Source organism: Amycolatopsis sp. NBC_01488 (assembly GCF_036227105.1).
Classification (GTDB): Bacteria; Actinomycetota; Actinomycetes; order Mycobacteriales; family Pseudonocardiaceae; genus Amycolatopsis.
Map to the genome: position 1 here is coordinate 1,310,652 of NZ_CP109434.1, position 22,316 is coordinate 1,332,967.

Annotated in this window: 27 protein-coding genes; 15 read left to right on the plus strand and 12 right to left on the minus strand. The window is 72.6% G+C overall.

The window, feature by feature from the left end; genetic code table 11:
• Positions 1-128: 128 nt before the first annotated feature.
• A complete protein-coding gene (locus OG738_RS06075; RefSeq protein WP_329051923.1) occupies positions 129-1,181 on the plus strand; it encodes a chitinase in 1,053 nt (350 codons plus the stop codon).
• On the opposite strand, the gene OG738_RS06080 is transcribed toward OG738_RS06075, so the two are convergent.
• Both OG738_RS06080 and dapE read right to left on the minus strand, forming a co-directional pair.
• On the minus strand, positions 1,178-1,969 hold the full coding sequence (locus tag OG738_RS06080) for a DUF3152 domain-containing protein (RefSeq protein WP_329051925.1): 792 nt from the start codon (positions 1,967-1,969) through the stop codon (positions 1,178-1,180). The genes OG738_RS06075 and OG738_RS06080 overlap by 4 nt on opposite strands.
• A 117-nt stretch (positions 1,970-2,086) precedes the next feature.
• Entirely contained in the window at positions 2,087-3,157 is a 1,071-nt protein-coding gene (gene dapE / locus OG738_RS06085; protein WP_329051926.1) for a succinyl-diaminopimelate desuccinylase, read from the minus strand.
• Positions 3,158-3,201: 44 nt separating this feature from the next.
• Between dapE and OG738_RS06090 the strand changes: the two genes are divergently transcribed.
• From OG738_RS06090 to OG738_RS06100, 3 genes are read left to right on the plus strand one after another with little or no spacing between them, the layout of a single operon-like run.
• Entirely contained in the window at positions 3,202-3,609 is a 408-nt protein-coding gene (locus OG738_RS06090) for a hypothetical protein (RefSeq protein ID WP_329056583.1), read from the plus strand.
• A gap of 28 nt (positions 3,610-3,637) precedes the next feature.
• On the plus strand, positions 3,638-4,618 hold the full coding sequence (gene dapD, locus OG738_RS06095; RefSeq protein ID WP_329051928.1) for a 2,3,4,5-tetrahydropyridine-2,6-dicarboxylate N-succinyltransferase: 981 nt from the start codon (positions 3,638-3,640) through the stop codon (positions 4,616-4,618).
• A gap of 40 nt (positions 4,619-4,658) precedes the next feature.
• Positions 4,659-5,597 carry a CHAD domain-containing protein gene (locus tag OG738_RS06100; protein WP_329051930.1) on the plus strand — a complete coding sequence of 313 codons (939 nt, stop codon included), beginning with the start codon at positions 4,659-4,661 and terminating at the stop codon, positions 5,595-5,597.
• Positions 5,598-5,624: 27 nt separating this feature from the next.
• Here the strand turns inward: OG738_RS06100 and OG738_RS06105 are convergent, their stop codons facing one another.
• Positions 5,625-7,031 carry an FAD-dependent monooxygenase gene (locus OG738_RS06105; RefSeq protein WP_329051932.1) on the minus strand — a complete coding sequence of 469 codons (1,407 nt, stop codon included), beginning with the start codon at positions 7,029-7,031 and terminating at the stop codon, positions 5,625-5,627.
• A gap of 44 nt (positions 7,032-7,075) precedes the next feature.
• Here OG738_RS06105 and OG738_RS06110 point away from each other — a divergent pair, with 44 nt between their 5' ends.
• Complete coding sequence (locus tag OG738_RS06110; RefSeq protein WP_329051934.1) at positions 7,076-7,723, plus strand: TetR/AcrR family transcriptional regulator; 648 nt, start codon at positions 7,076-7,078, stop codon at positions 7,721-7,723.
• Here OG738_RS06110 and OG738_RS06115 read toward each other — a convergent pair.
• Positions 7,704-8,339, minus strand: a complete 636-nt coding sequence (locus OG738_RS06115; protein WP_329051936.1) for a TetR/AcrR family transcriptional regulator — start codon at positions 8,337-8,339, stop codon at positions 7,704-7,706. The genes OG738_RS06110 and OG738_RS06115 overlap by 20 nt on opposite strands.
• 52 nt (positions 8,340-8,391) lie before the next feature.
• On the opposite strand from OG738_RS06115, the gene OG738_RS06120 reads away from it, so the two are divergent.
• The gene (locus tag OG738_RS06120; protein WP_329051938.1) at positions 8,392-9,249 is read left to right on the plus strand and encodes a ketopantoate reductase family protein; all 858 of its coding nucleotides are present in this window, start codon (positions 8,392-8,394) and stop codon (positions 9,247-9,249) included.
• An 18-nt stretch (positions 9,250-9,267) separates the two neighbouring features.
• Here the strand turns inward: OG738_RS06120 and dapC are convergent, their stop codons facing one another.
• The 3 genes from dapC to OG738_RS06135 all read right to left on the minus strand — a co-directional run bounded on the left by dapC (position 9,268) and on the right by OG738_RS06135 (position 10,972).
• On the minus strand, positions 9,268-10,359 hold the full coding sequence (gene dapC / locus OG738_RS06125) for a succinyldiaminopimelate transaminase (protein WP_329051939.1): 1,092 nt from the start codon (positions 10,357-10,359) through the stop codon (positions 9,268-9,270).
• Positions 10,356-10,676 (minus strand): ferredoxin, encoded by a 321-nt coding sequence (fdxA, locus tag OG738_RS06130; RefSeq protein WP_003083029.1) that lies wholly within the window; start codon positions 10,674-10,676, stop codon positions 10,356-10,358. Before fdxA ends, dapC begins: the two co-directional genes overlap by 4 nt.
• A gap of 113 nt (positions 10,677-10,789) precedes the next feature.
• Entirely contained in the window at positions 10,790-10,972 is a 183-nt protein-coding gene (locus tag OG738_RS06135) for a hypothetical protein (RefSeq protein ID WP_329051942.1), read from the minus strand.
• Positions 10,973-11,030: 58 nt separating this feature from the next.
• Here OG738_RS06135 and OG738_RS06140 point away from each other — a divergent pair, with 58 nt between their 5' ends.
• Genes OG738_RS06140 through OG738_RS06170 form a run of 7 tightly spaced genes read left to right on the plus strand, consistent with a single transcriptional unit; the run spans position 11,031 to position 15,770 of the window.
• Positions 11,031-11,783 carry a GNAT family N-acetyltransferase gene (locus OG738_RS06140; protein WP_329051944.1) on the plus strand — a complete coding sequence of 251 codons (753 nt, stop codon included), beginning with the start codon at positions 11,031-11,033 and terminating at the stop codon, positions 11,781-11,783.
• A complete protein-coding gene (gene cofD / locus OG738_RS06145) occupies positions 11,780-12,769 on the plus strand; it encodes a 2-phospho-L-lactate transferase (protein ID WP_329051945.1) in 990 nt (329 codons plus the stop codon). Before OG738_RS06140 ends, cofD begins: the two co-directional genes overlap by 4 nt.
• The gene (locus OG738_RS06150) at positions 12,705-14,099 is read left to right on the plus strand and encodes a coenzyme F420-0:L-glutamate ligase (protein WP_329051947.1); all 1,395 of its coding nucleotides are present in this window, start codon (positions 12,705-12,707) and stop codon (positions 14,097-14,099) included. Before cofD ends, OG738_RS06150 begins: the two co-directional genes overlap by 65 nt.
• The gene (locus OG738_RS06155) at positions 14,096-14,641 is read left to right on the plus strand and encodes an NUDIX hydrolase (protein WP_329051948.1); all 546 of its coding nucleotides are present in this window, start codon (positions 14,096-14,098) and stop codon (positions 14,639-14,641) included. Before OG738_RS06150 ends, OG738_RS06155 begins: the two co-directional genes overlap by 4 nt.
• A 27-nt stretch (positions 14,642-14,668) precedes the next feature.
• Complete coding sequence (locus OG738_RS06160; protein WP_329051949.1) at positions 14,669-15,097, plus strand: hypothetical protein; 429 nt, start codon at positions 14,669-14,671, stop codon at positions 15,095-15,097.
• Positions 15,094-15,459, plus strand: a complete 366-nt coding sequence (locus tag OG738_RS06165) for a GntR family transcriptional regulator (RefSeq protein ID WP_329051950.1) — start codon at positions 15,094-15,096, stop codon at positions 15,457-15,459. The genes OG738_RS06160 and OG738_RS06165 overlap by 4 nt, the downstream gene beginning before the upstream one ends.
• Before the next feature lie 2 nt (positions 15,460-15,461).
• On the plus strand, positions 15,462-15,770 hold the full coding sequence (locus OG738_RS06170; protein ID WP_329051952.1) for a hypothetical protein: 309 nt from the start codon (positions 15,462-15,464) through the stop codon (positions 15,768-15,770).
• A 61-nt stretch (positions 15,771-15,831) separates the two neighbouring features.
• On the opposite strand, the gene OG738_RS06175 is transcribed toward OG738_RS06170, so the two are convergent.
• Both OG738_RS06175 and OG738_RS06180 read right to left on the minus strand, forming a co-directional pair.
• Complete coding sequence (locus tag OG738_RS06175; protein ID WP_329051953.1) at positions 15,832-16,728, minus strand: DNA-3-methyladenine glycosylase family protein; 897 nt, start codon at positions 16,726-16,728, stop codon at positions 15,832-15,834.
• A 2-nt stretch (positions 16,729-16,730) separates the two neighbouring features.
• A complete protein-coding gene (locus tag OG738_RS06180) occupies positions 16,731-17,810 on the minus strand; it encodes an NDP-sugar synthase (protein ID WP_329051954.1) in 1,080 nt (359 codons plus the stop codon).
• A 141-nt stretch (positions 17,811-17,951) separates the two neighbouring features.
• Between OG738_RS06180 and OG738_RS06185 the strand changes: the two genes are divergently transcribed.
• Positions 17,952-18,392 carry a hypothetical protein gene (locus tag OG738_RS06185; RefSeq protein ID WP_329051956.1) on the plus strand — a complete coding sequence of 147 codons (441 nt, stop codon included), beginning with the start codon at positions 17,952-17,954 and terminating at the stop codon, positions 18,390-18,392.
• Here the strand turns inward: OG738_RS06185 and OG738_RS06190 are convergent.
• The gene (locus tag OG738_RS06190; protein WP_329051958.1) at positions 18,389-19,249 is read right to left on the minus strand and encodes a glycosyltransferase family 2 protein; all 861 of its coding nucleotides are present in this window, start codon (positions 19,247-19,249) and stop codon (positions 18,389-18,391) included. The genes OG738_RS06185 and OG738_RS06190 overlap by 4 nt on opposite strands.
• Positions 19,250-19,375: 126 nt before the next feature.
• Between OG738_RS06190 and OG738_RS06195 the strand changes: the two genes are divergently transcribed.
• On the plus strand, positions 19,376-19,816 hold the full coding sequence (locus OG738_RS06195) for a hypothetical protein (RefSeq protein WP_329051960.1): 441 nt from the start codon (positions 19,376-19,378) through the stop codon (positions 19,814-19,816).
• 212 nt (positions 19,817-20,028) lie between these two features.
• Here OG738_RS06195 and OG738_RS06200 read toward each other — a convergent pair whose 3' ends face one another.
• Entirely contained in the window at positions 20,029-21,177 is a 1,149-nt protein-coding gene (locus OG738_RS06200) for a glycosyltransferase family 4 protein (protein ID WP_329051961.1), read from the minus strand.
• Between the two features lie 53 nt (positions 21,178-21,230).
• Complete coding sequence (locus OG738_RS06205) at positions 21,231-22,307, minus strand: glycosyltransferase family 4 protein (protein WP_329051962.1); 1,077 nt, start codon at positions 22,305-22,307, stop codon at positions 21,231-21,233.
• Positions 22,308-22,316 lie beyond the last annotated feature (9 nt).

Sequence of the window (22,316 nt, forward strand, 5' to 3'; positions counted from 1 at the left end):
AACGCGCGGAGAATCCAGGGCACCGCCGGTTGTCTAGACCACCCGTTCGTAGGTAGTCAGCGCTTTCCCCCGGTCCCTATCGTGGACGGACACGCCGCGTACGCCCCTCGACGACGATGGGAGCCGGTATGTCCGGTCGCAGAACCCGCTTGGTCGGAACCCTGCTGGCGGCGGTGCTAGCCGTCCCGCTGCTCGTGTCGGCCCCCGCGCAGGGGGCGGTGCAGGCCGACACGTGCGCGGTGAAGTCGCGGCCCGCGGGCAAGGTCCTGCAGGGGTACTGGGAGAACTGGGACGGCGCCGCGAACGGCGTCCACCCCGGTCTCGGCTGGATCCCGATCACCGACAGCCGCATGGCGCAGCACGGCTACAACGTCATCAACGCCGCCTTCCCGGTGATCCGGTCCGACGGGACCGTGCTGTGGGAGAACGGGATGGACGCCGGCGTCCGGGTGTCGACGCCCGCCGAGATGTGCGCGGCGAAGGCCGCGGGCGCGACGATCCTGATGTCGATCGGCGGCGCGGCCGCCGGGATCGACCTGTCTTCGCCGGCGGTGGCCGACAAGTTCGTCGCGACGATCGTGCCTCTGTTGAAGCAGTACAACTTCGACGGGATCGACATCGACATCGAGACCGGGCTGATCGGCAGCGGGAACATCAAGACGCTCTCGGCGTCGCAGGCCAACCTGGTCCGGATCATCGACGGCGTGCTCGCGCAGATGCCGTCGAACTTCGGGCTGACGATGGCGCCGGAGACCGCGTACGTGACCGGCGGCAGCATCACCTACGGCTCGATCTGGGGCGCGTACCTGCCGATCGTCAAGAAGTACGCGGACAACGGCCGCCTGTGGTGGCTGAACATGCAGTACTACAACGGGTCCATGTACGGCTGTTCCGGCGACTCGTACCAGGCCGGGACCGTGCAGGGCTTCACCGTGCAGACCCAGTGCCTGAACCAGGGCCTGGTCGTGCAGGGCACGACGATCCGGGTGCCGTACGACAAGCAGGTCCCGGGTCTGCCGGCGCAGCCGGGAGCGGGCGGCGGGTACCTGTCGACGAGCCTGGTTTCCCAGGCGTGGCGGTCGGTTCCGGGGCTGAAGGGCCTGATGGACTGGTCGATCAACTGGGACGGCTCGAAGGGCTGGACGTTCGGCACCAACGTCAAGGCGCTGCAGGGCCGCTAGGAGTCGCCGGCCGGGATCGGGTCGTCGTATTCGCCCGACTGGCCCGCGTAGGACCGGCCGTCCGGGAACGGCCACGGGTTCGGGACGCAGCCGTGCAGCCCGAGCGTCTGCTGCTCCATCACCGGCGCCGGCCGGCCGGGGCCCGGGCACAGCTCGTGGCCGTGGCCGAGCCGGTGCCCGGTCTCGTGGGTGACCATGTACTGGCGGTACTGCGCGAGCGGGGCACCGTAGTTCGGCACGGCGTTGGCCCAGCGGGCGACGTCGAGCACGACGTTGCTGCCGTTGCGGCAGGAGGTGTAGCCGTCCGGGGAGCCGCCGCACAGCTTGTCGCGGCTGGCGGGCGTGGCCAGGTAGATGGTGAAGTCGGCGTCGTCGTCCGGGCCGACCTGCTGCAGCCGCCACTCGCCGCCGCCGGTCCAGCCCCGCGGGTCGCCGAGGATGCCGCGGATGTCCTTGGCGAACGCCACCGGCCCGACGCCGTCGATGTCGGTCTCGAGCGCGATCCGGTAGCGCATGAGCTTGCCCTGGGTGCCGGCCACCTCGTCGCTGCCGGCGGTGAACATCCACTGGCCGGAGCCGGTCCGCGGGAAGGTGATCTGCTGCGCGGCCTGGGTCACCGGCGGCTTCTCGCCCGGCGGCGGCGGGAGGGCGGTGGCGGCCCCGATGTCGGTGCGGACCGGCCCGGCCGCCGGCGCGGCGACGGGCTGCTGTTCACAGGCGGTCAACCCGCCGACGACCGCCAGCGCGAGCACGGCAACGGCAACGGCCCGTCTCGCGGATTTCGCCATGGTTCCTCCCGGAGCACCCTCAGCAGGAGATACGGCCGGTGGCGCGGAAAAGTTGCGGTGACGTCCGACGCCGGAGCGTCACCGCAGCTCAACGCCCACGGGTGTGACGACGGCCACTCAGGACAGGAACTTGCGCAGCACCTCGGTCACCTGGCGGATCTCCGCCGTGTGGACGTTCTCCTGCTTCGTGTGCGCCAGCGTGGGGTTGCCCGGCCCGAAGTTCACCGCCGGCATTCCCAGCGCCGCGAAGCGCGCTACGTCCGTCCAGCCCAGCTTCGCCGCCGCGCGGCCGCCTGCCGCCGTCACCAGCTCGGCCGCCGCCGGGGCCGACAGGCCCGGCAACGCTCCCGGTGAAAGGTCCACAACGGACAGTTCGTAACCGTGGAACACCTCGCGCAGGTGGCGCTCGGCCGCCACCGGGTCGCGGTCCGGGGCGAAGCGGTGGTTCACCGTGAGGACCGCCGAATCCGGGACGACGTTCCCGGCCACGCCGCCACCGACCGACGTCGCCTGCAGGCCCTCGCGGTAGGTGAGCCCGTCGATGTCCACGACGCGCGGCGAGTACTCCGCCAGCCGCCGCAGGGGCTCGGCCAGCGCGTGGATCGCGTTCTCCCCCATCCACGCCCGCGCGGTGTGCGCGCGCTTGCCGGACAGGCGCAGCTCGACGCGCATCGTGCCCTGGCAGCCCGCCTCGATCACGCCGTTCGACGGCTCGCCGACGATCGCCAGGTCCCCCGCGAGCCACTCCGGCAGCTCGCGCTCGATCCGGCCGAGGCCGTTCTTGACCGCTTCGACCTCTTCGTTGTCGTAGAAGACGAACGTGACGTCGTGCTTCGGCGAGGGCAGCGTCGCGGCGAGGTGCAGGAACACCGCGTCGCCGCTCTTCATGTCGACCGTGCCGAGGCCGTGCAGGATCTCGTCGTCTCCGGTGCCTTCGCGCCGAGAAGGCAGGTTGCCGTTTTCCGGCACGGTGTCCAGGTGCCCGGCGAGCACGACCCGCGACGCGCGGCCGAGGTTCGTGCGCGCGAGGACGGCGTCGCCGTTGCGGATCACCTCGAGGTGCGGAGCCTGCTTCCGAAGCGCTTCCTGCACCGCCGTCGCCAGCTCGGCCTCCGCCCCGGACACGCTGAAGACGTCCACGAGCGCGGCGGTCAGGTCCACGGGGTCGGCGTGCAGGTCGAGGCTCATGCCCGGCACGCTACCGTGAGGGTGTGCGTAGGTTCCCGGTCGCCGTGGGCGGCGCGTTGCTGGTACTGGTCCTGTCCGGCTGCGGCAACGAAGCCGGCCCGACCCCCAAGCAGGGTGGCGAGCCCGGGCCGGACGCGCTCCCGGTGAAGCTGGACGCGCTGACCGCCGACCAGTGCTACGCGAGCCCGCGGACCCAGCTGCCGAAGGGCTGCGAGAAGTACGTCACCGAGGTCGCCAACGTCCCGGGCACGGCCCGCAAGCGCGCGAACGACCGCGACCCGCAGCTGGTCGCCGAGGCCGACAAGCTCGAGCAGGCGGTCGGCGAGTTCCGCGGCGCCGGCTGCACGACCGTGCCCGACCCCGGTGGTCCCTGCACGCAGGCGCTGGTCGACGTCGCCGGTGCTCTCGGCAGCCTGAAGAAGCAGGTAGCCGCCGAGCCCACGACCAGTTGACCCAGCTCACTCGGCTACGGTGAAGGCCGTGAGCGAGCAGAGCCCGAACCCCGAAACGACCGGCGCCAGCGGCGTCGGGCTGGCCACCGTCGCGACCGACGGGACGGTCCTCGACACCTGGTACCCGCACCCGAAGCTGACCGAAGCCGGCACGTCCGGGACCGAGCGCCTGAGCGCGGAAGAGGCCACCGCGCTGCTCGGCGAGGCCGCCGCGGCGCTGCTCGGCCCGGACACCGACCGCGGGGTCGAGGTCGTCGCCGTCCGCACCACGATCGGCAAGCTGGCCGACGCGCCCGCGGACCCGCACGACATGTACCTGCGGCTGCACCTGCTCTCACACCGGCTGGTCCGCCCGCACGGCCAGAACCTCGACGGCATGTTCGGCCTGCTGGCCAACGTCGTGTGGACCAACCACGGCCCGTGCCCGGTCGAGGGCTTCGAGACGACGCGGCTGCGGCTGCGCTCGCGCGGCGCGGTGACCGTCTACAGCGTCGACAAGTTCCCGCGGATGGTCGACTACGTCCTGCCGGCCGGTGTCCGGATCGGCGACGCCGACCGTGTCCGGCTCGGCGCGCACCTGGCGACCGGCACGACCGTGATGCACGAGGGCTTCGTGAACTTCAACGCCGGCACGCTCGGCGCGTCGATGGTCGAGGGCCGGATCTCGGCCGGCGTCGTGGTCGGCGACGGCTCGGACGTCGGCGGCGGCGCGTCGATCATGGGCATGCTTTCGGGCGGTGGCAAGGAGACGATCTCGCTGGGCGAGCGCTGCCTGATCGGCGCGAACGGTGGCGTCGGGATCTCGCTGGGCGACGACACGGTCGTCGAGGCGGGGCTGTACGTCACGGCGGGGACGAAGGTCGTCGTCGAGGGCAAGGTCGTCAAGGCCCGCGAGCTCAACGGCATCTCGGGTGCGGTCTTCCGCCGCAACTCCGCGACCGGCGCGGTCGAGGTCGTGGCGCGGACCGGCTCCGGCGTCGAGCTGAATTCGATCCTGCACGCCAACTGAGGCCTTCGACGATCCCGGTTGTTCACCTACCATTCATGTGGTGACCACCGAATCGTTGCCTCGCACCCCGGCCGAGCTGGGCCTGCCCGAGCTTCCGGTCGAGGTGGGCCCGGCGGATCCGGCCGGCCACCACGTCCGGGCCAAGCTCGATCGGGAGATCCGCGCCCTCCTCGCGCACGAAGCCGGCACGCGCTCCGGCGCCGACCCCGAGGACCTGCACCAGATGCGCGTCGCCCTGCGGCGGATGCGCAGCGTGCTGAAGCTGTCCGGCCCGCTGGTCGGCGACGGCGCCGAGCCGGTGCGCGCCGAGCTGGGCTGGCTCGGCCAGTCGCTCGGCGAGGTGCGCGACTACGACGTCCTCATCGGGCACCTGCGCGAGGTCATCGCCGACTTCGAGGTCCGCGACCAGGCCGCCGGGCGACGGCTGGTGTCCCGGTTCGTCACCGAGCGCGCCGCGGCGAAGCGCCGGCTGACCCGGGCGCTGTCCAGCGCGCGCTACTCGACGCTGCTGCGCGAGGTCAGCTTGCTGACGACCGACCGTGACGCCGCCGCCGAGGCGGCCGAGCACCAGCACGACCTGGTCGCCGGGCTGGCGAAGCCGCACCGCAAGCTCGCCAAGGCCGTCCGCGCGCTGCCCGCCGACCCGCCCGACGACGACCTGCACGCCCTGCGCATCCACGGCAAGAAGCTGCGGTACGCCGCCGAGCTGGCCCAGACGTCGGCGAAGAAGAAGCGGGCCAAGCGGATCACGAAGCTGATCAAGGCGACGAAGGACTTCCAGACCGTGCTGGGCGATCACCAGGACGCGGTGATCGCGGCCGAGCGGATGCGCACGGTGCTGGCGACAGCGGACGGCGAGGTCGGCTTCGTCGCCGGCCGGATCGCCGAGCGCGAGCTGGCCAGGCGGGCCGAGGCCCGCGCGGCCTGGCACGACTCCTGGACCGTGGTCGACGACGCGGCCCGGGCCCTGCACACCTGACGCACAGCGGGATGTCGTGACGTCCGGTCAGGCCACCGACCAGACGTACCCGTCCGGCCGGATGAGCACCCGCCGGCCATCCTCGGCCTCGTAAGCCGCGTACGCGTAGCCGCCGTCGTCGACCAGGTCCGCTCCCGTCGCGACGCTGCCGGCGGGCAGGATCCGGTACCCCGTCGTCGGCCCGTCGCCGAAGACCAGCTCCGTCGCGTGCGGGCCGGCGAACAGCTCGAACAGCCGGACGCGCTTGCCGTTCGCGTCGGCCAGCGGTGCGTCCGGGGCGCGGTCGCCGGGGCGCAGCGCGCCGGTGCCGGCCGGGGACAGCGGGCCGCCGCGGTAGCTGATGTCCAGCTGCTGGAAGTCCTCGCCGCGCTGGTGCGCGTCCTCGTCGCCGTCGACGTACTTCTGCATCAGCTCCGTCGAGATCCCGAGCACGCGCGCCGCGTTCGTCCGGCGCTCGGCCTCGTAGCTGTCGAGCAGCTCGGGTGAGCCGTCCGCGAGCTTCCAGCCCAGGTTGTAGCCGTCCTGGACGCCGGTGTTCAGGCCCTGGCCGCCGGTCGGCGGGTGGACGTGCGCCGCGTCGCCGGCCAGGAAGACCCGCCCGTCGCGGAACCGCGCCGCCAGCCGGACGTTCGGCCGCCACACCGTCGACCAGGCCAGGTCGGACAGCTCGACGGTGCCGCCGCCGAGGGCGTCCAGCCGGGCCTGGACCGCGGGCAGGGCGGTCTCGGCGTCCAGCTCGCCCTCGCCGAGCGGCGCGCCGAACTGGAACCACGGGGTGCCCGGCAGCGGGCTGAACATCATGCCGCTCATCGGGTCCTCCGGCGTCGCGAACCAGTGGCCGTACGCGCGGTCCAGGCCCTCGGCGTGGACGTCGCCGAGCAGCATCCGGATCGACTCGTCGGTGCTGCCCTCGAACGCGATCCCCAGCGCCTTGCGGACGAAGCTCTTGCCGCCGTCGGCGCCGACCAGGTACTCGGCGCGGACGGTCTCGCCCGTGCTCAGCCTGGCCGTGACGCCGTCGGCGTCCTGCTCGAAGCCGGTCAGCGCGGTGTCGAGCTCGACGTGGACGGCGAACTCGGCGAGCCGGTCGCGCAGGATGCCCTCGGTCTGCGACTGGCCGAGGAACCAGCCGGTCGGGTACGGCTTGTCCGGGGTCGGCTCGACCAGGTCGAACATCATCCGCTCGCCGACGACCTCGCCGCCGAGGTGGATCTGCATCGGCACCGGCGCGGCGCCCGCGGCCAGCACCGCGTCGAGGACGCCGAGGTCCTCGAAGACTTCCAGCGTGCGCGGCTGCAGGCCGTCGCCGCGCGAACCGGCGAAGAACGTCTCCGCCTTGTCGATGATCCGCACCGCGACGTCGCGCCGCGCCAGCTCGATGGCCAGCGTCAGCCCGGTCGGTCCCGCCCCCGCGATCAGCACTCGGGTGTCCATGTCGTCCTCCCAGTGAATTGAAATTCAGTGAATCTCGATTCAGAATGGCACTGCTAGCGTCCCGCGTCAAGGAGGTGGCGGTGAACCGCAAGGAGAAGGCCGCGGAGACCGAGACCGCGCTGAAGGCGGCGGCCCGGCGCGTGTTCGCGCGGAAGGGCTACCTGAACACGAAGATCACCGACATCACCGCCGAGGCGGGCCGGGCCGCGGGGTCGTTCTACAACCACTTCGCGAGCAAGGAAGAGCTGCTCGAAGCGCTCCTGGCCGACCTGGCGGCGGCCAACGACGAGAGCGCGCTGTCCGAGGGGCACCTGTCGGACTTCAGCCACCCGGCGGCCGTGCGCTGGCACGTGGCCCAGTACTGGGACTTCTACAAGGAGCACGCGGCGACGATGCAGGCGCTGCGCCAGGCGGCGATGGTCAACGACGCGTTCGCCCGGACGATGGCGAGCTTCGGCGCGACGCAGGCGGCGGACCTCCACGGCCACCTGGCGCACGTCACGGCGGCGGGCATGCGGCTGCCGGCGCGCACGGAGCTGTCGATCGCGATGATGTACCAGCTGGTGGACAGCTTCGCGCAGACGTGGCTGCTCGACCCGGCCCCGGCCGGGTGGACCCCGCCGACCGACGAAGAGGCGGTCGAGGCGCTCACCCGGTTCGTCTACCGGGGCTTCACGGGCCGGGACTACTAGGGAGCGTCGGTGGCGCGCTCATCGCCGCCGCCAGGAACGTGATCGCCCAGCGCCGGGCCGGTTCGCCCGCCGCCGGGGACACGGGCTGCCCGTTGTAGACCTCGACGCGGTCCACGGCCGCCACGGCGAGGATGCCCCGGATCCGGAACCACAGCTCCGCCGCGGAAAGGCCGGGCAACGCGCGCCCGAAGGCCGCCAGGTAGCGATCGCGGACCGCGGCATCGGCCGACCCGGTCCAGGCGCGCATCTCCTCGGCCGGGTCGCCGATGATCCGCATGATCAGCCGGGACGTCCGGGCGCCGCCCTCGTCGCCGGCCAGCATCGCGTCGAACAACGGTCCCGCGAAGGCCTCGACCAGTTCGGCGACCGGCGGGTCCGGAGTCCGGGCGAGCAGCCGGTCGAGCCCGGCGGCCTGGGCGGCGATGATGGGCTCGACCACGCGGCGGACGACCGCGGCCAAGAGCTCCGCCTTCGACCCGAAGTGGTATCCGATCGCGGCCAGGTTCGCGCCGGCGAGCTCGGTGATCGCGCGGACCGAGGCGCCACGGAAACCGTGCTCGGCGAAAAGCTGTTCGGCCGCGTCGAGGAGCTGCGAGCGGGTGTCGGGTGGTGCCACGTGTGCCACTATACGGGTGACTCAAACGAACGTATGAATGAACGGGGTTGCCATGAAGCTGCTCGTGTACGGCGCCGGGGTCACCGGCAGCCTGTTCGCCGCCCGCATGCACGAGGCCGGGCACGACGTCTCGCTCCTCGCCCGGGGCGAGCGCCTGGCCGCCCTGCGCCGGCACGACGTGCGGCTCGCCGAGGAGGACAGCCCGGACATCAAGCGGGTAGGGGTGCCGGTGGTCGAGCACCCGGCCGGCGGGTACGACCTGATCGCCGTCTTCGTCCGCGCCCAGCAGATCGACGCCGTGCTGAAGTCACTCGCCGACGTCGAAGGCGACGTGCTGTTCCTGTTCAACTGGGCGGCCGGTGCGGAGCCGCTGGGCGCGGTGATCGGCCACGAGCGCGTGCTGCTCGGCTTTCCCACGGACGGCGGCACGATGGACGGCGACGTGGTCCGCTACCGCGCGACCAGCCACCTGACCCGCCTGGTCGCGATGCCGATCGGCGAACCCGACGGCGGGATCACCCCGCGCCTGGACCGGATCGTGCGGGCGTTGCGGAGCGCCGGGATCAACGCCAAGGCCAAGCCGCGGATGGACGCCTGGCTCAAGACGCACGCCGCGTTCGAGGTGCCGCTCGGGCAGGCGGTGGCGGCGGCCGGCGGTCCGGTGGCGCTGGCCGGCGATCCGGACGCGGTCCGCGGCATGCTCCGCCTCATGCGGCGGAACCTGGGCGCCCTGTCGACGCCGCCGGTCCCGCGCGGGTTCGCCGCGTTGCGGACGCTGCCGGAAGGACTGCTCGTGGCCGTGTTGCGCCGCTTCTTGCGGGGCCCGACGGCCGTGCACAGCGGGCTCAGCGACACTTCGCCCGCGGCGGCGGCCGAACTGGCGCGGCTGGCCGAGCAGATCCGTGCCTAGCCGCGCACCCGCGGCGGACTACTCGCTCAGGCGCTCCACGGCGGCGTCGACGCGCTCGTCGGTCGCGGTCAGCGCGACGCGGACGTGGTTGGCGCCCTTCGGCCCGTAGAACGTCCCCGGCGCCACCAAGATCCCGCGGTCGGCGAGCCAGGCGACCGTCGCGCGGGCGTCCTCGTCGCGAGTCGCCCACAGGTACAGGCCGGCCTCGGAGTGGTCGATGCGGAACCCGTTGTCCTGCAACGCCTTCCGCAGTGACAGCCGACGCCGCGCATAGCGCTCGCGCTGGGCGGAAAGGGCCTCGTCATCGGTCAGGGCGGCGACCATCGCCTCCTGGACCGGGCGCGGCACGATCATGCCCGCGTGCTTGCGGACGTCGAGCAGCTGCTTGATCAGCCGCGGGTCACCGGTCAGGAAGCCGGCGCGGTAGCTGGCCAGGTTCGCCGACTTGGACAGCGAGTGCACGGCGATCAGGCCGTCCGTGCGGCCGTCGCAGACGTCCGGGTGCAGGATCGACAGCGGTTCGGTGTCCCAGCCGAGCGCCAGGTAGCACTCGTCCGACACCACCACGACGTCGCGCTCGCGGGCCCACTCGACGACCTTGCGCAGATGCTCGACCGGCAGCACCTTGCCGGTCGGGTTGGACGGCGAGTTCAGCCAGATCATCGCCGGCTTCTGCGGGCCCAGCGCGACCGTGCTGTCGGCACGCAGGATCGACGCGCCCGCCAGCAGCGCTCCGACCTCGTAGGTCGGGTAGGCCAGCTCCGGGATGACCACGACGTCGCCGGGACCGAAGCCGAGCAGCCGCGGCAGCCAGGCGACGGCCTCCTTCGACCCGATCGTCGGCAGCACGGCGTCCGGCTCGATGCCGGTGACGCCGTGCCGGCGGCCGAGGGCGGCGATGGCCGCCGCGCGCAGGGCCGGGATGCCGTGCGTGGTCGGGTAGCCCGGGATCTCCGACACCGACGCGAGCGCGTCGCGGATGCCGGCCGGGACCGGGTCGACCGGCGTGCCGATGGAGAGGTCGACCACCCCGCCGGGGTGCGCGCTCGCCGTGGCCTTGACCTCGGCGAGCGAATCCCAGGGGAAGTCGGGCAGCGCGACGCGGCTCATTCGCCCTGCGGCGGCAGCGCCTTGATGAACGCCGGGTCGTGCGCGGTCTTGCCCACCTTGGAGGCGCCGCCGGGCGAGCCCAGCTCGTCGAAGAAGTCGACGTTGGCCTTGGTGTAGTCCGACCAGTTGTCCGGGACGTCGTCCTCGTAGTAGATCGCCTCGACCGGGCAGACCGGCTCGCAGGCGCCGCAGTCGACGCACTCGTCCGGGTGGATGTACAGCATCCGCTCGCCCTCGTAGATGCAGTCCACGGGGCACTCGTCGATACACGCCTTGTCGAGCACGTCGACGCAGGGCTCGGCGATCACGTAGGTCACTGCGCACTCCTGCTTTTCTCTGCAAACAGCCAGTCGTGGCCGACACTACGCGGTTCGGCCACCCGATCGGTTGGTGAGGCAAGCCTTAGCCATACCCGGGGTATGGCGCGTGCTCACCGCTCCCGGCGGCGCGGGGGCGGGGTGGCCCGGGCGTCGCCGGTGATGACGAACCGCGGCTTGGGCGCCTCGTCTGCGTCGCTTTCGGGCTTCTTCTCCCCCACGGCGCGGTTGAACCCCTCGGAGATCTCGTCGACGAGCTTCTCGCTGTGCCGCTCGTCCTTGCGCTGGATGCCCACGGCCACCTCCTCGGGAAATCCGCTCCGCGACTTTCACGGCCTTGGGGACAATCTAGCGGTGAACACCCCCGAAACGCTCGAAATCGCCTGCAGCAGAGCATGGCCGCCGCTGGTCGAGGAACCCTTGGGAAACTGGCGGCTGCGCTGGGCCGGCGGCTTCACCGGACGCGCGAACAGCGTGCTCGCGGTGGGCGACGCCGGTCGCCCGGTGGCCGAGGCGCTGCGCGCGGTGTGTGACTTCGCCCACGATCGGGGGATCGCGCCGATGGCGCAGGTGGTCCGGGACAGCCCGAACGAGCGCGCGATCGCCGCCGCGGGCTGGGTCGAGGCGAAGGGCCACCGCCGCGGCCACGAGGTCGTCGTGCTCACTGCCCCGCTCGTCACCGCGCCGCCGGTCCCGGGTGTCGTCGTGCACGACCGGCCGACGCCCGGCTGGTGGGAGCTGACGCTCGCCGCCGGGGAGGACACCCCGGCCGCGCGGCGGGTGCTGACCGGCGGGACGGTCGGCTACGGTGTCGCGACGCTCGACGGCGGCACCGCCGGCGTCGTCCGCGGCGCCCTGGTCGACGGCTGGCTGCACGTCGGCCGCCTGGAGGTCGACCCGGCGTTCCGGCGCCGCGGGCTCGCGTCGGCGCTGATGAACACCCTGCACACGTGGGGTGCGGAACAGGGAGCCCGCCGCGCGGTGTTGGAGGTCGCGGAGGCCAATTCGGGCGCGCTCGCGCTCTACGCGGGGCTCGGCTACGCCCCGCACCACAGATACCGGTACTGGGTGCCCGCACCCGGCTCGTGCGAGGATTCGACGTCGTGAAGATCGTGGTAGTGGTCGGCGGAGTGGGCGGGGCCCGCTTCCTGCTGGGTGTCAAGGCGGCCTTGGGCATGGCCGCCGAAGGGAGTTCCGACTCGCCGCATGAGGTGACGGCGCTGGTCAACACCGGCGACGACGTCTGGATGCACGGGCTGCGGATCTGCCCGGACCTGGACACCTGCATGTACACCCTCGGCGGCGGGATCGACAAGGATCGCGGCTGGGGGCACTCGGGCGAGACCTGGGTCGTCAAGGAGGAGCTGGCGGCCTACGGCGCCGAGCCGAGCTGGTTCGGCCTCGGCGACAAGGACATCGCCACCCACCTGATCCGGTCGCGGATGCTGCGCGCGGGCTACCCGCTCTCGGCCGTGACCGAAGCCCTGTGCGACCGCTGGCAGCCCGGCGTCCGGCTGCTGCCGATGTCGGACGACCGCGTCGAGACCCACGTCGTCATCGACGACCCGGAGGAGGACGGCCAGCAGAAGGCCGTGCACTTCCAGGAGTGGTGGGTGCGCTACCGCGCCGAGCCGAAGGCGCACTCGATCGTCGCGGTCGGCGCCGACGAGGCCAAGCCCGCGCCGGGCGTGCTCGACGCCATCTCCGGGGCCGACGCCGTGCTGTTCGCGCCGTCGAACCCGGTGGTTTCGGTGGGCACGGTGCTGGGCGTGCCGGGGGTCCGGGACGCGCTGCGCAGCGGCAAATCCCACGTCGTGGGGGTGTCGCCGATCATCGGTGGCAAGGCGCTGCGCGGGATGGCCGACGCGTGCCTGACCGCGATCGGCGTCGAGACGTCGGCCGAGGCGGTGGGCCGGCACTATGGCTCGCGCAAGGACGGCGGCGTGCTCGACGGCTGGCTGATCGCCGAAGGCGAGACGGCGGACGTGCCGGGCGTGACCGTCCGCGACGTCCCGCTGCTGATGTCCGATGTGGACGCGACCGCGGCGATGGCCCGCGCGGCGCTCGACCTGGCGGGAGCCCCTGTTGACTGACCACGCTTCGCCGAAGCTGGAGATCCTGCCCGTCCCCGGGCTGCCGGAGTTCCGCCCCGGCGACGACCTGACCGGCGCGATCGTCAAGGCCGCGCCCTGGCTGCGGTCCGGTGACGTCCTCGTCGTGACCAGCAAGATCGTCTCGAAGGTCGAGGGCAGGCTCGTCAAGGTGCCCGCCGACCCCGAGGTCCGCGACGCCGAGCGCCGGAAGCTCATCGAGCAGGAGGGCATCCGGGTGGTCGCGCGGATCGCGCGCACGGTGATCACGCAGAACCACCTGGGGATCGTGCAGGCGGCGTCGGGCATCGACGCGTCGAACGTCCGGGGCGACGAGGTCGCGCTGCTGCCTGCGGACCCGGACGCGTCGGCACTGGCCCTGCGCAACGGGCTGCGCGAACGGCTCGGCGTCGAAGTCGCGGTGGTCGTCACGGACACGATGGGCCGCGCGTGGCGGGTCGGGCAGACCGACGCCGCGATCGGGTCGTCCGGGCTACGCGTGCTGCACGCCTACCGCGGCGAGGTGGACGGGCAGGGCAACGAGCTGGCCGTCACCGAGGTCGCGATCGCCGACGAGCTGGCCGCGGCCGCCGACCTGGTCAAGGGCAAGCTCGGCGGGACGCCGGTCGCCGTCGTCCGCGGGCTCTTCCTGGAGGACGACGGTTCGACCGCCCGGGACCTCGTCCGCCCGCTCGACGAAGACCTCTTCCGGCTGGGCACCAAGGAGGCCATCGAACAGGGGCGGCGCGCGGCCGTGCCGTCCCGGCGCTCGGTGCGGCAGTTCTCGGACGAGCCGGTGGACCCGGCCGCGATGCGCCGGGCCGTGGCGTCCGCGCTGACCGCGCCCGCGCCGCACCACACGCACCCGGTGCGGTTCGTCTGGCTGCGCGACAGCGGCCTGCGGCACAAGCTGCTCGACGCGATGCGCGAGTCGTGGCGGGCCGACCTGTCGGGGGACGAGTTCACCCCGGAGCAGATCGCGAAGCGGCTCAGCCGCGGCGACATCCTTTACCGCGCCCCGGAAGTCGTCATCCCGTTCCTGGTCCCCGACGGCGCGCACACCTACCGCGACGAGCGCCGCAACGACTGCGAGAAGACGATGTTCACCGTCGCCGGCGGCGCCGCGGTGCAGGGCCTGCTGGTCTCGCTGGCCGCCGAAGGGCTCGGTTCGTGCTGGATCGGGTCGACGATCTTCGCCGCGGACGTCGTCCGGGACGTCCTGGGCCTCGGCGAGCGCTGGCAGCCGCTCGGCTCGGTCGCGATCGGCGTCCCGCTCGACGATCCCGGCCCACGCGGGCCGATCACCCCCGGAGAAGGGCTGCTGGAGCTGTGAACCTGCACGCGGACGCCGTCACGACGCTGGGTTCGTGGCGGCCTGCGCTCGCTTCCCAGGAGTCGTTGCGGCAGGCGTTCCTCGGGTTCCTCGCCGCGCGAGAGGACTCGTGTCAGCGTTCGTGCGCCGCCGGGCACCTCACGGCGTCGGCGGTGCTCCTCGACCACACCGGGACGCGGGTCCTGCTGACGCTGCACCCGCGCGTCGACCGGTGGCTGCAGCTGGGCGGGCACTGCGAGCCCTCCGACGGCACGCTGGCCGGGGCCGCGCTGCGGGAGGCCACCGAGGAGTCCGGCATCTCCGGGCTGCGGATCGGCGACGCGCCGGTGCACCTGGACGTCCACCCGATCACGTGCTCCCTCGGCGTGCCGACGCGGCACTTCGACGTCCGGTACGCGGTGCACGCGCCGCCGGGTGCGGAACCGGTGCGCAGCGACGAGTCCGACGACCTGCGCTGGTGGCCGGCGAACGCGCTCCCGGCGGGGTCCGAAGATCTCGCCGATCTGGTGAAAGCGGCCGTTCCGGCCGGTGCCGGGCACTAGCCTGGGGTGTGGACAGGGAGGGACCACATGGCTACGCAGTTTTCCCAGCGCTTGCACATCCACACCGGCGGCAGCGGCGGCAGCGGGGCGTTCGGCTTCATCGTCGTCGGGTTGCTGATCCTGGCCATCATCGTGGTGGCGGTGCGGGTGTCGAAGGTGCGCCGCGAAGAGGCGATGAAGAACGGCGGCCCGTTCCCGCCCACCGCGAACTTCCCGCCGCAGCAAGGGTTTGCCGGGCCGCCGGGTGCGTTCCCCGCACCGCAGCAGGGGACCGCCGGGTTCCCGCCGCAACCGGGGTCGGGTGGGTTCCCCGCGCCGCAGCCCGGGTTCGCGCCGCCGCAGCCCGGGTTCCCGCCGTCCCAGCCGGGATTCCCGCCGCACCAACAGCAGTACGCGCCGCAGGGGCCGTACGGGCAGCGGCCGCCGGGGCCGGGAGCGGGTCCGCAGAGCTGGTGATCATCCCCTTCGACAGCAGTTCGCCGGTCCCGCCGTTCGAGCAGATCCGGTCCGGGCTCGCGACGCGGATCAACGACCGGAGCCTGCCGGTCGGCACGAAGCTGCCCACGGTCCGGCAGTTCGCCGCCGACCTGGGCATCGCCCCCAACACGGTGGCCCGCGCGTACCGCGAGCTGGAAGAGGCGGGGCTGATCGAGACACGCGGCCGCGCGGGCAGCTTCGTCGCGGCCGCGGGCGACCAGAGCCGCCGCCGGGCCCAGCAGGCCGCGGCGGCGTACGCGGACCTGACCCGTAAGCTCGGCCTGGACGACGCCGAGGCGCTGGCGATCATCCGCGCCGCGCTCGACGAAGGAAGGGGCTGATCATGGGCTTGAGCGTGCTGACGCTGCTGATCATCCTGGTGCCCGTCGCGCTGATCGCGACGCTGGTGATCGTGGTGATCAAGGTGAACAAGCCGAAGCAGCCGCCGTACCCGCCGCTGCAGTACCCGGGTTACCCGCCGCAGCAGGGGTATCCGGGCCAGCAGCCGCCGGGTTACCCGCCGCAGCAGGGATATCCGGGCCAGCAGCCGGGGTATCCGCCGCCGCAGCAGGGGTACCCGGGCCAGCAGCCGGGTTACCCGCCGCAGCAAGGCTTCCCGCCCCAGCAGGGCGGCTATCCCCCGCAGCAGTAGCCGAAGTCCATGAAGGGCACTCTCATGGTCATGAAAGCCATGAAGGTGCCCTTCATGGCTTTCACATCGCGCGGTAGTCGCGCAGCTCGATCCGCGGCCCGAACCGCGGCCGCCGGTGGCCGGCGGCCTCCAGGTACCGCACCGCCCGCTGCCGCTGCGGCGCGTACGGTGCCAGCACCTCCGCCATCCCCGCGTCGTCGAGCTTCAGGCCCAGCACGGCGTTCCCGACCATCGACGGGATGTTGTAGTCGCCGAAGCTGACCGCGTCCGGGTCGCCCCACGCGCGCTGCGCGACCTCCGCCGCCGTCCACACCCCGATGCCCGGCACGTGCCGCAGCAGGTGACGACCCTCGAGACCGCGCAGCTCCACCGCGCGCTCCAGGTGGTGCGCGACGCGGGCCGCGTTGAGCAGGGCCGTGCGGCGCTTGATGTCGACGCCCGCGCGGTGCCAGTGCCAGTCCGGCAGCGACCGCAGCGCCACCGGCGTCGGCGGCACGCGCAGGCGCTCCGGCCCCGGTCCGGGTGCCGGCTCGCCGAAGCGGCGGCACAGCTCGGCCCACGACCGGATCGCCTCCTTGCCGGTCACCTTCTGCTCCAGCACCGCGAGCACCAGCCAGTCCCACACGACACCCGTGGCGCCCAGCCGCAGCCCGGGGTTCTCCCGCCGGGCCCGCGCGACGACGTCGTGGTGCGCGACGAACTCCGAGTCGTCGTCGTGCGCGCCGAGCAGCGCCGGGACGCCGGCGAGCAGGCGATCCGCGCCGTCACCCCAGGCCGCGGCCTCGATGCGGCCGTCCGTCAGCTTGCGCAGCGCGAGCGTGCCCGGGCCGTCCGGCGTGTTCGACGCGAGCCACGTGATGCCGCGCTCGTCGGTGAGGATGTTGAGCGACCCGCGCCCGCGCTTCAGCGGACCCAGGACCGCACCCAGGTCGACCTCGAACGCGGGACGCCAGAACATCGCTACGCGTCGCTCGAGAAGCGGACGGAACCGTCGGGGAGCACGACGTCCGGCCAGATCCGGGCGCCGTCGAGCAGTTCGCAGCCGGCGCCGACGGACACGCCGTCCCCCAGCACGACCCCGCGCAGCACCGCGCCCGCGCCGACGCGCGCGCCGTGCCCGAGCACCGAGCGTTCGACGATCGCGCCCTCGGAGACGGCGGCGCCGTCGAACAGCACCGAGCCGTCGATCTTCGCGCCCGAGCCGACCACCGCCGCGACGCCGATGGTCGAACCGCCGGACAGCTGGGCGTCTTCGGCGACGGAAGCGCCGTCGAGCACGAGGAAATCGCCGGGGCGGCCGGGCAGCGCGGACGTCGGCGCGACGCCCCGCACCAGGTCGGCCGACCCGCGTACGAACGCTTCCGGCGTGCCGACGTCCAGCCAGTAGGACTCGTCGACGAAGCCCTGGATGTGCGCGCCCTGCTCCAGCAGCTGCGGGAACGTCTCACGCTCGACCGAAACCCGGCGCCCGGCCGGGATCGACTCGATCACCGGGCGGCGGAAGACGTAGCAGCCGGCGTTGATCTGGTCGGTCGGCGGGTTCGGCGTCTTCTCGAGGAACGCCTGGACGCGACCGGTTTCGTCGGTCGGCACCGAGCCGAACCGGCTCGGGTCGGGCACGCGCTGCAGGTGCAGCGTGACGTCGGCCTCGGACTCGCGGTGCACGCGCAGCTGCGCGCCGAGGTCCGAGCCGGAGATGATGTCGCCGTTGAAGACGATCACGTGGTCGGCGCGCAGCTTGTCGTAGACGTTGCGGATCGCGCCCGCCGTGTCGAGCGGCTCGTCCTCGACGACGTACTCGAGGTCCAGGCCGATCGACTTGCCGTCGCCGAAGTACTCCTCGAACACCTCGGCACGGTAGCTCGTACCCAGCACGACGTGCCGGATCCCGGCCTCGCGGATGCGCGAGAACAGGTGGCTCAGGTACGGCGTCCCGGCTGTCGGGAGCATCGGCTTCGGCGCCGAAAGGGTCAGTGGCCGCAGTCGCGTGCCCTTGCCCCCGACCAGCACGACGGCGTCGATCTCGACCTCGGACGTCACGGAAATCTCCTCTTGTATCACGCACCGCTGAGCGACAAGCCGCGGGAAACCCTGACGGAGGTCGCCCGGAGGGCCTACCCTAGACAGGAAACAGGCGGGCCTTTCCCCAGAGGGCCCCGGGTCAGTCGGGAGGCCGAGGGGATGGACCCCCGCGATCGGGCGGACGCCCTGCTCGCACGAGCCCAGGCGCGCGGTGTGTTCGTAGTGACACCCGACAGCGCGACGTCACCGATGGACTCGTCGAACACCCAGCAGATACCCCGGGCGCAGATCGACAGCCTCGACCCCGACACGACCACGCAGCTGCCGGCGTCGCTGATCGAGGAGAACGACCACCCGCTGGCCGGCGCGGCGCCGACCCGGCGCCTGGAGGCTCGCAACGGCCGCCGTCCGCAGGCGACGACTCCGCTGAGCACGCCGTCGCCGACCACCCCGATGCACACGCCGCTGGCGCGCCGGCCCCAGGCCGAGCCGATCACGAGCCCGCTGAAGGAGCCGGACCCGGAGGACACCGGCCTGGTGCCGACGGTGACGCAGAACAACGGCAAGTCCGACCTTTCGCGCCGGCTCGACGGGATCTAGCGGGTTTCGAGCTTCAGCCGGAGCGCCAGCCCGAGCTTCGCGGCGGCCAGCACCGGCTTCCAGGCGAGGCCCGGGTGGCGGTCGGCGAGGTACCGGTAGGCGCTGTCGTGGTGCGCCTTGAGCATCTTCTTCGACGCCTGTGACGTCGAGTGCCCGCCGACGTGCATGACGCTCGACGACGGCGCGTAGACGTTCAGCCAGCCCGCCTTCGCCAGCCGGTCGCCGAGGTCGACGTCCTCGAAGTACATGAAGTAGCGCGTGTCGAAGCCGCCGACGGAGTCGAACGCCTCCCGCCGGATCAGCTGGCAGGAACCGGACAGCCAGCCCGACGTGCGCTCGACCGGCGTCCCGGTCTCCTGGCGGTACTGCTTCGTCCAGGGGTTGCCCGGCCAGACCTTCGCGAAGAGCGCGTGCCCGATCCCGCGCCCGAAGGACGGCAGCAGCCGCGCCGAGGGGTAGACGGTGCCGTCGAGGTCGTGGATCAGCGGCCCGAAGGCACCCCCGCGCGGCCAGCGCCGGGCAACGTCGAGCAGGGCGTCGAGTGACCCGGGCTCCCATTCGAGGTCCGGGTTGACGACGACGACCCAGCCGAAGCGGTCGTCCAGCTCGGCGACCCCGCGGTTGGCGGCGGCCCCGTAGCCGACGTTCTCCCCGATGCTGAGCAGCTGCACGTTCTGCCGGTTGGCGGTGGCCTTCTCGAGGGCACCCGCCACGGACGCGTTGTCCGCGACGACCACCTTGACCTCGCGCTCGGTGGCCTTCTCGAGGGTGTCGAGGAAACGCTCGATGGTGTCCTCGGAGAAGTAGGTCACGGTCACGACGCCGACATCGTCGCCATAGCGGGAGTCCTCAGTCACCCGGCCATTGTCCACTCATCACCCAGCGCAACCCCGCCACCCCGCGCCGGGTGACCAAAAGGCGAGCTGTCACCAAAAGTAGTCACCCGAACGCGGCTCGTAAGATCGTCGCGCCATGATGACTCCATGACGGTGCACGCCTTCGTCGACGAGTCAGCACGTGCTGGCAGCTACCTGCTGTGCGCGACGATCGTGGAACCCGCGCAGCTGACCCCCACCCGGCGGGCGTTGATGTCACTCCTGCTCCGCGGTGGCCGCGAACTGCATTTCAAGGAGAAGGAACCTCGCCGCAGGATGCTCATTGATCGAATGGCCGGACTGCCGGTCACTTCGCGGCTCTACGTCGGCACATGCGCGCCCAAGACGGAAGAGGCCGCCCGGCAGCGTTGCCTCGCCCTGCTCGCCCAGGATCTGCTCGCGCTCCAGGCCCATCGGCTGGTTCTCGACACACGCGACCACCGCGACAGCAAGGATCGCCAGACGCTGCAGCATGCGCTGGGCGCTCGCCCGTCGAAGACCGAACTCATCTACGAACACGTCGATTCGACAGCGGAACCGCTTCTGTGAATATCCGACGCGGTCGCGTGGTGCTTCGGAGCGGGCGGCGATTGGCGACGCCGCGCCAGCCCCCTGGTCGTAGACCGGATCGAAGCCTAGGACAGCGAAAAGCCCGCGAGACGACCGTCCGGACGCGTCACGGGCCTTCATACTCGGCCCCACCGGGACCTCGCACAGAAATCATACCATTCTTACCACTGCTGTTTCCTGGCCAGCTGCGCTCAGCGGGTGCGGAGGTGGCGCGACCAGGCCCGCGCGTACGCCTCTCGGTGCCGCTCCGCGGTCGTGGCCCACGAGAACTCCTTCGCGCGCTGCTGAGCCGCCGTCGCCAGCTCGGCCCGGCGGCCCGGGTCCGCCAGCAGCTCCGACAGTCCCGCCGCGACATCACCCGCGCCGACGCCGCAGTACGCCACCGCGTCGCCGCCCACCTCGGGCAGTGACAGGCGGCGGGTGGTCAACACGCACGCGCCGCACGCCATGGCCTCCAGCACCGGGAGCCCGAAACCCTCGCCCAGCGACGGGTAAGCCACCAGGGAAGCGCCGCCGAGGAACCCGGCCAGTGTCCCGAAAGGCAGATATCCGGCCCGGATCACGCGGAGCCGGTGCGGGACGGCGTCCAGTGCCCGCTCCACCTGCGTGTCCCAGCCCGGCTGCCCGGCCAGCACCAACGCCGGTGCGTCGCGCTGCCCGGCCACCGCCCTGGCGAACCCGCGGATCAGCGCCGGCACGTTCTTGCGCGGCTCCAGCGCCCCCAGGAACGCCACGTACGGCGTCCGCCCGAGGCCGACCGCCGAACGGGCAGCCGCCACTTCCGACGGTGACGGTGGGTGAAACCGCTCGGTGTCGACGCCGTGGTGAATGACTTCCAGCAAAGCGTGCCGCACCGGGCCGACGCGGGCCAGTTCCGTCGCCGTCGCCGCCGACGGGACCACGCACAGCGTCGCGCGGCGCAACGCCGTCGCGGTCCACGCGCGGAAGAAGCGCGCCTTCACCGACGAGTGCAGCACGGCGTCGGTGAAGAACGTCGCGTCGTGCAGCGTGACGACCGATGCCGCCGACGTGGCCAGCGGCATCGTGTAGTGCGGCGAGTGGACGACGTCCGCGCCGAGGCGGCGCACCAGCCGGGGCAACGTCGCCTGTTCCCAGGTCAGCCGCGCGGTGCGGGTGGTCGTCGTCGGCGACGCGGGCACGACGCGCGAGCGCGGCGCCAGCCGATCGTAAAGCTGCAGGTCCCGGGGCTGGCAGACGACGGTGATGCGCGCCCCGTCCGCTTCGAGGGCGGCGACGAGCGAATCCACGTACCGGCCGACCCCGCCGCGGTCCGCGGGAACCGCGGTCGCGTCGATCAGGACCCGGGGATCATCGCTCACCCCTGCAGGGTACGGCGGCGACCCTGCGTCATGGTGGGGAACTGGCAAACCGGTCAGGCGTTGGCCCGGACATGGATGGCCCAGACGGCTTCCGCCGCGCGACGCCAGGTGAACGCGCGCGCCCGCTCCCTCCCTGATCGGGTGAGGCCGGCCGCCACGGAGGGTGCACCGAGCACCTTGCGCAACGCCGCGGCCAGCGCCGTCGCGTCGCCGCGCGGCACCATGATCCCCGCGCCGCCCGCCACCTCGGCCAGCGCCGGGACGTCGGTGTGCACCACCGGGACCCCCGCCGCCATCGCCTCCAGCAACCCCAGGCCGAACCCCTCGGCGAGGCTCGGCACGGCCAGCACGTTCGCCTGCCGCAGCACCGTCGCCAGCTCGGCGTCCGACACCTTCCCCAGCATCCGCAGCCGGTCCGCGGGCAGACCGCGCTCCGCCGCCAGCGCGGCCGGGTCGACGTCGCCCCAGCCCGGCTGCCCGGCGAGCACCAGCACCACGTCCTCGAGCGTCGCGACCGCGTCGATCAGCACGTCGATGCCCTTGCGCGGCTCGATCGTCCCGACGGCCAGCACGTACCGCGCGGGCAGGTCCACCGGCGCCGACCCCGGCGGCACCCGCACGCCGTGCGGCACCACGCGCACCGGAACGTCGACGTCGATCAGCACCGCCAGCTCGTCGGCGACCGCCCGCGTCGGCACCACCAGCCCGGACGCGCGCCGCGCCGCCCGCGCGATCATCGACCGGTGCCAGCTGACCCCGCGCGCGGTGAGCGTCTCGGGGTGGGTCCAGGGCACGGTGTCGTGCACGGTCACGCTCAACGTCCGCCCGGCCGGCGCGCGCGGCGGCGCGAACGGCGTCGGCGCGTGCACCGCGTCGCCACCCGGCCACCAGGGGAGCCCCAGCTGCCAGACGCCGATCAGCGCCCGCGGCGGGATCCGCAGCACCCGGGGGCCTTCGACGCCCTCCAGCCGGGCCGCGGCCACGTCGGCGTGCCGCGCGACGACGCTGGACACCGTCCAGCCCGGCGGCGCGGTCTTCGCGAGCGCGGGAATCAGCTCGGCCGTGTACCGCCCGGTGCCACCGGGCACCGGCGCGAGGAGCTGCTCGGCGAGCACGACCAGTTCGGGCACGCGGCTATT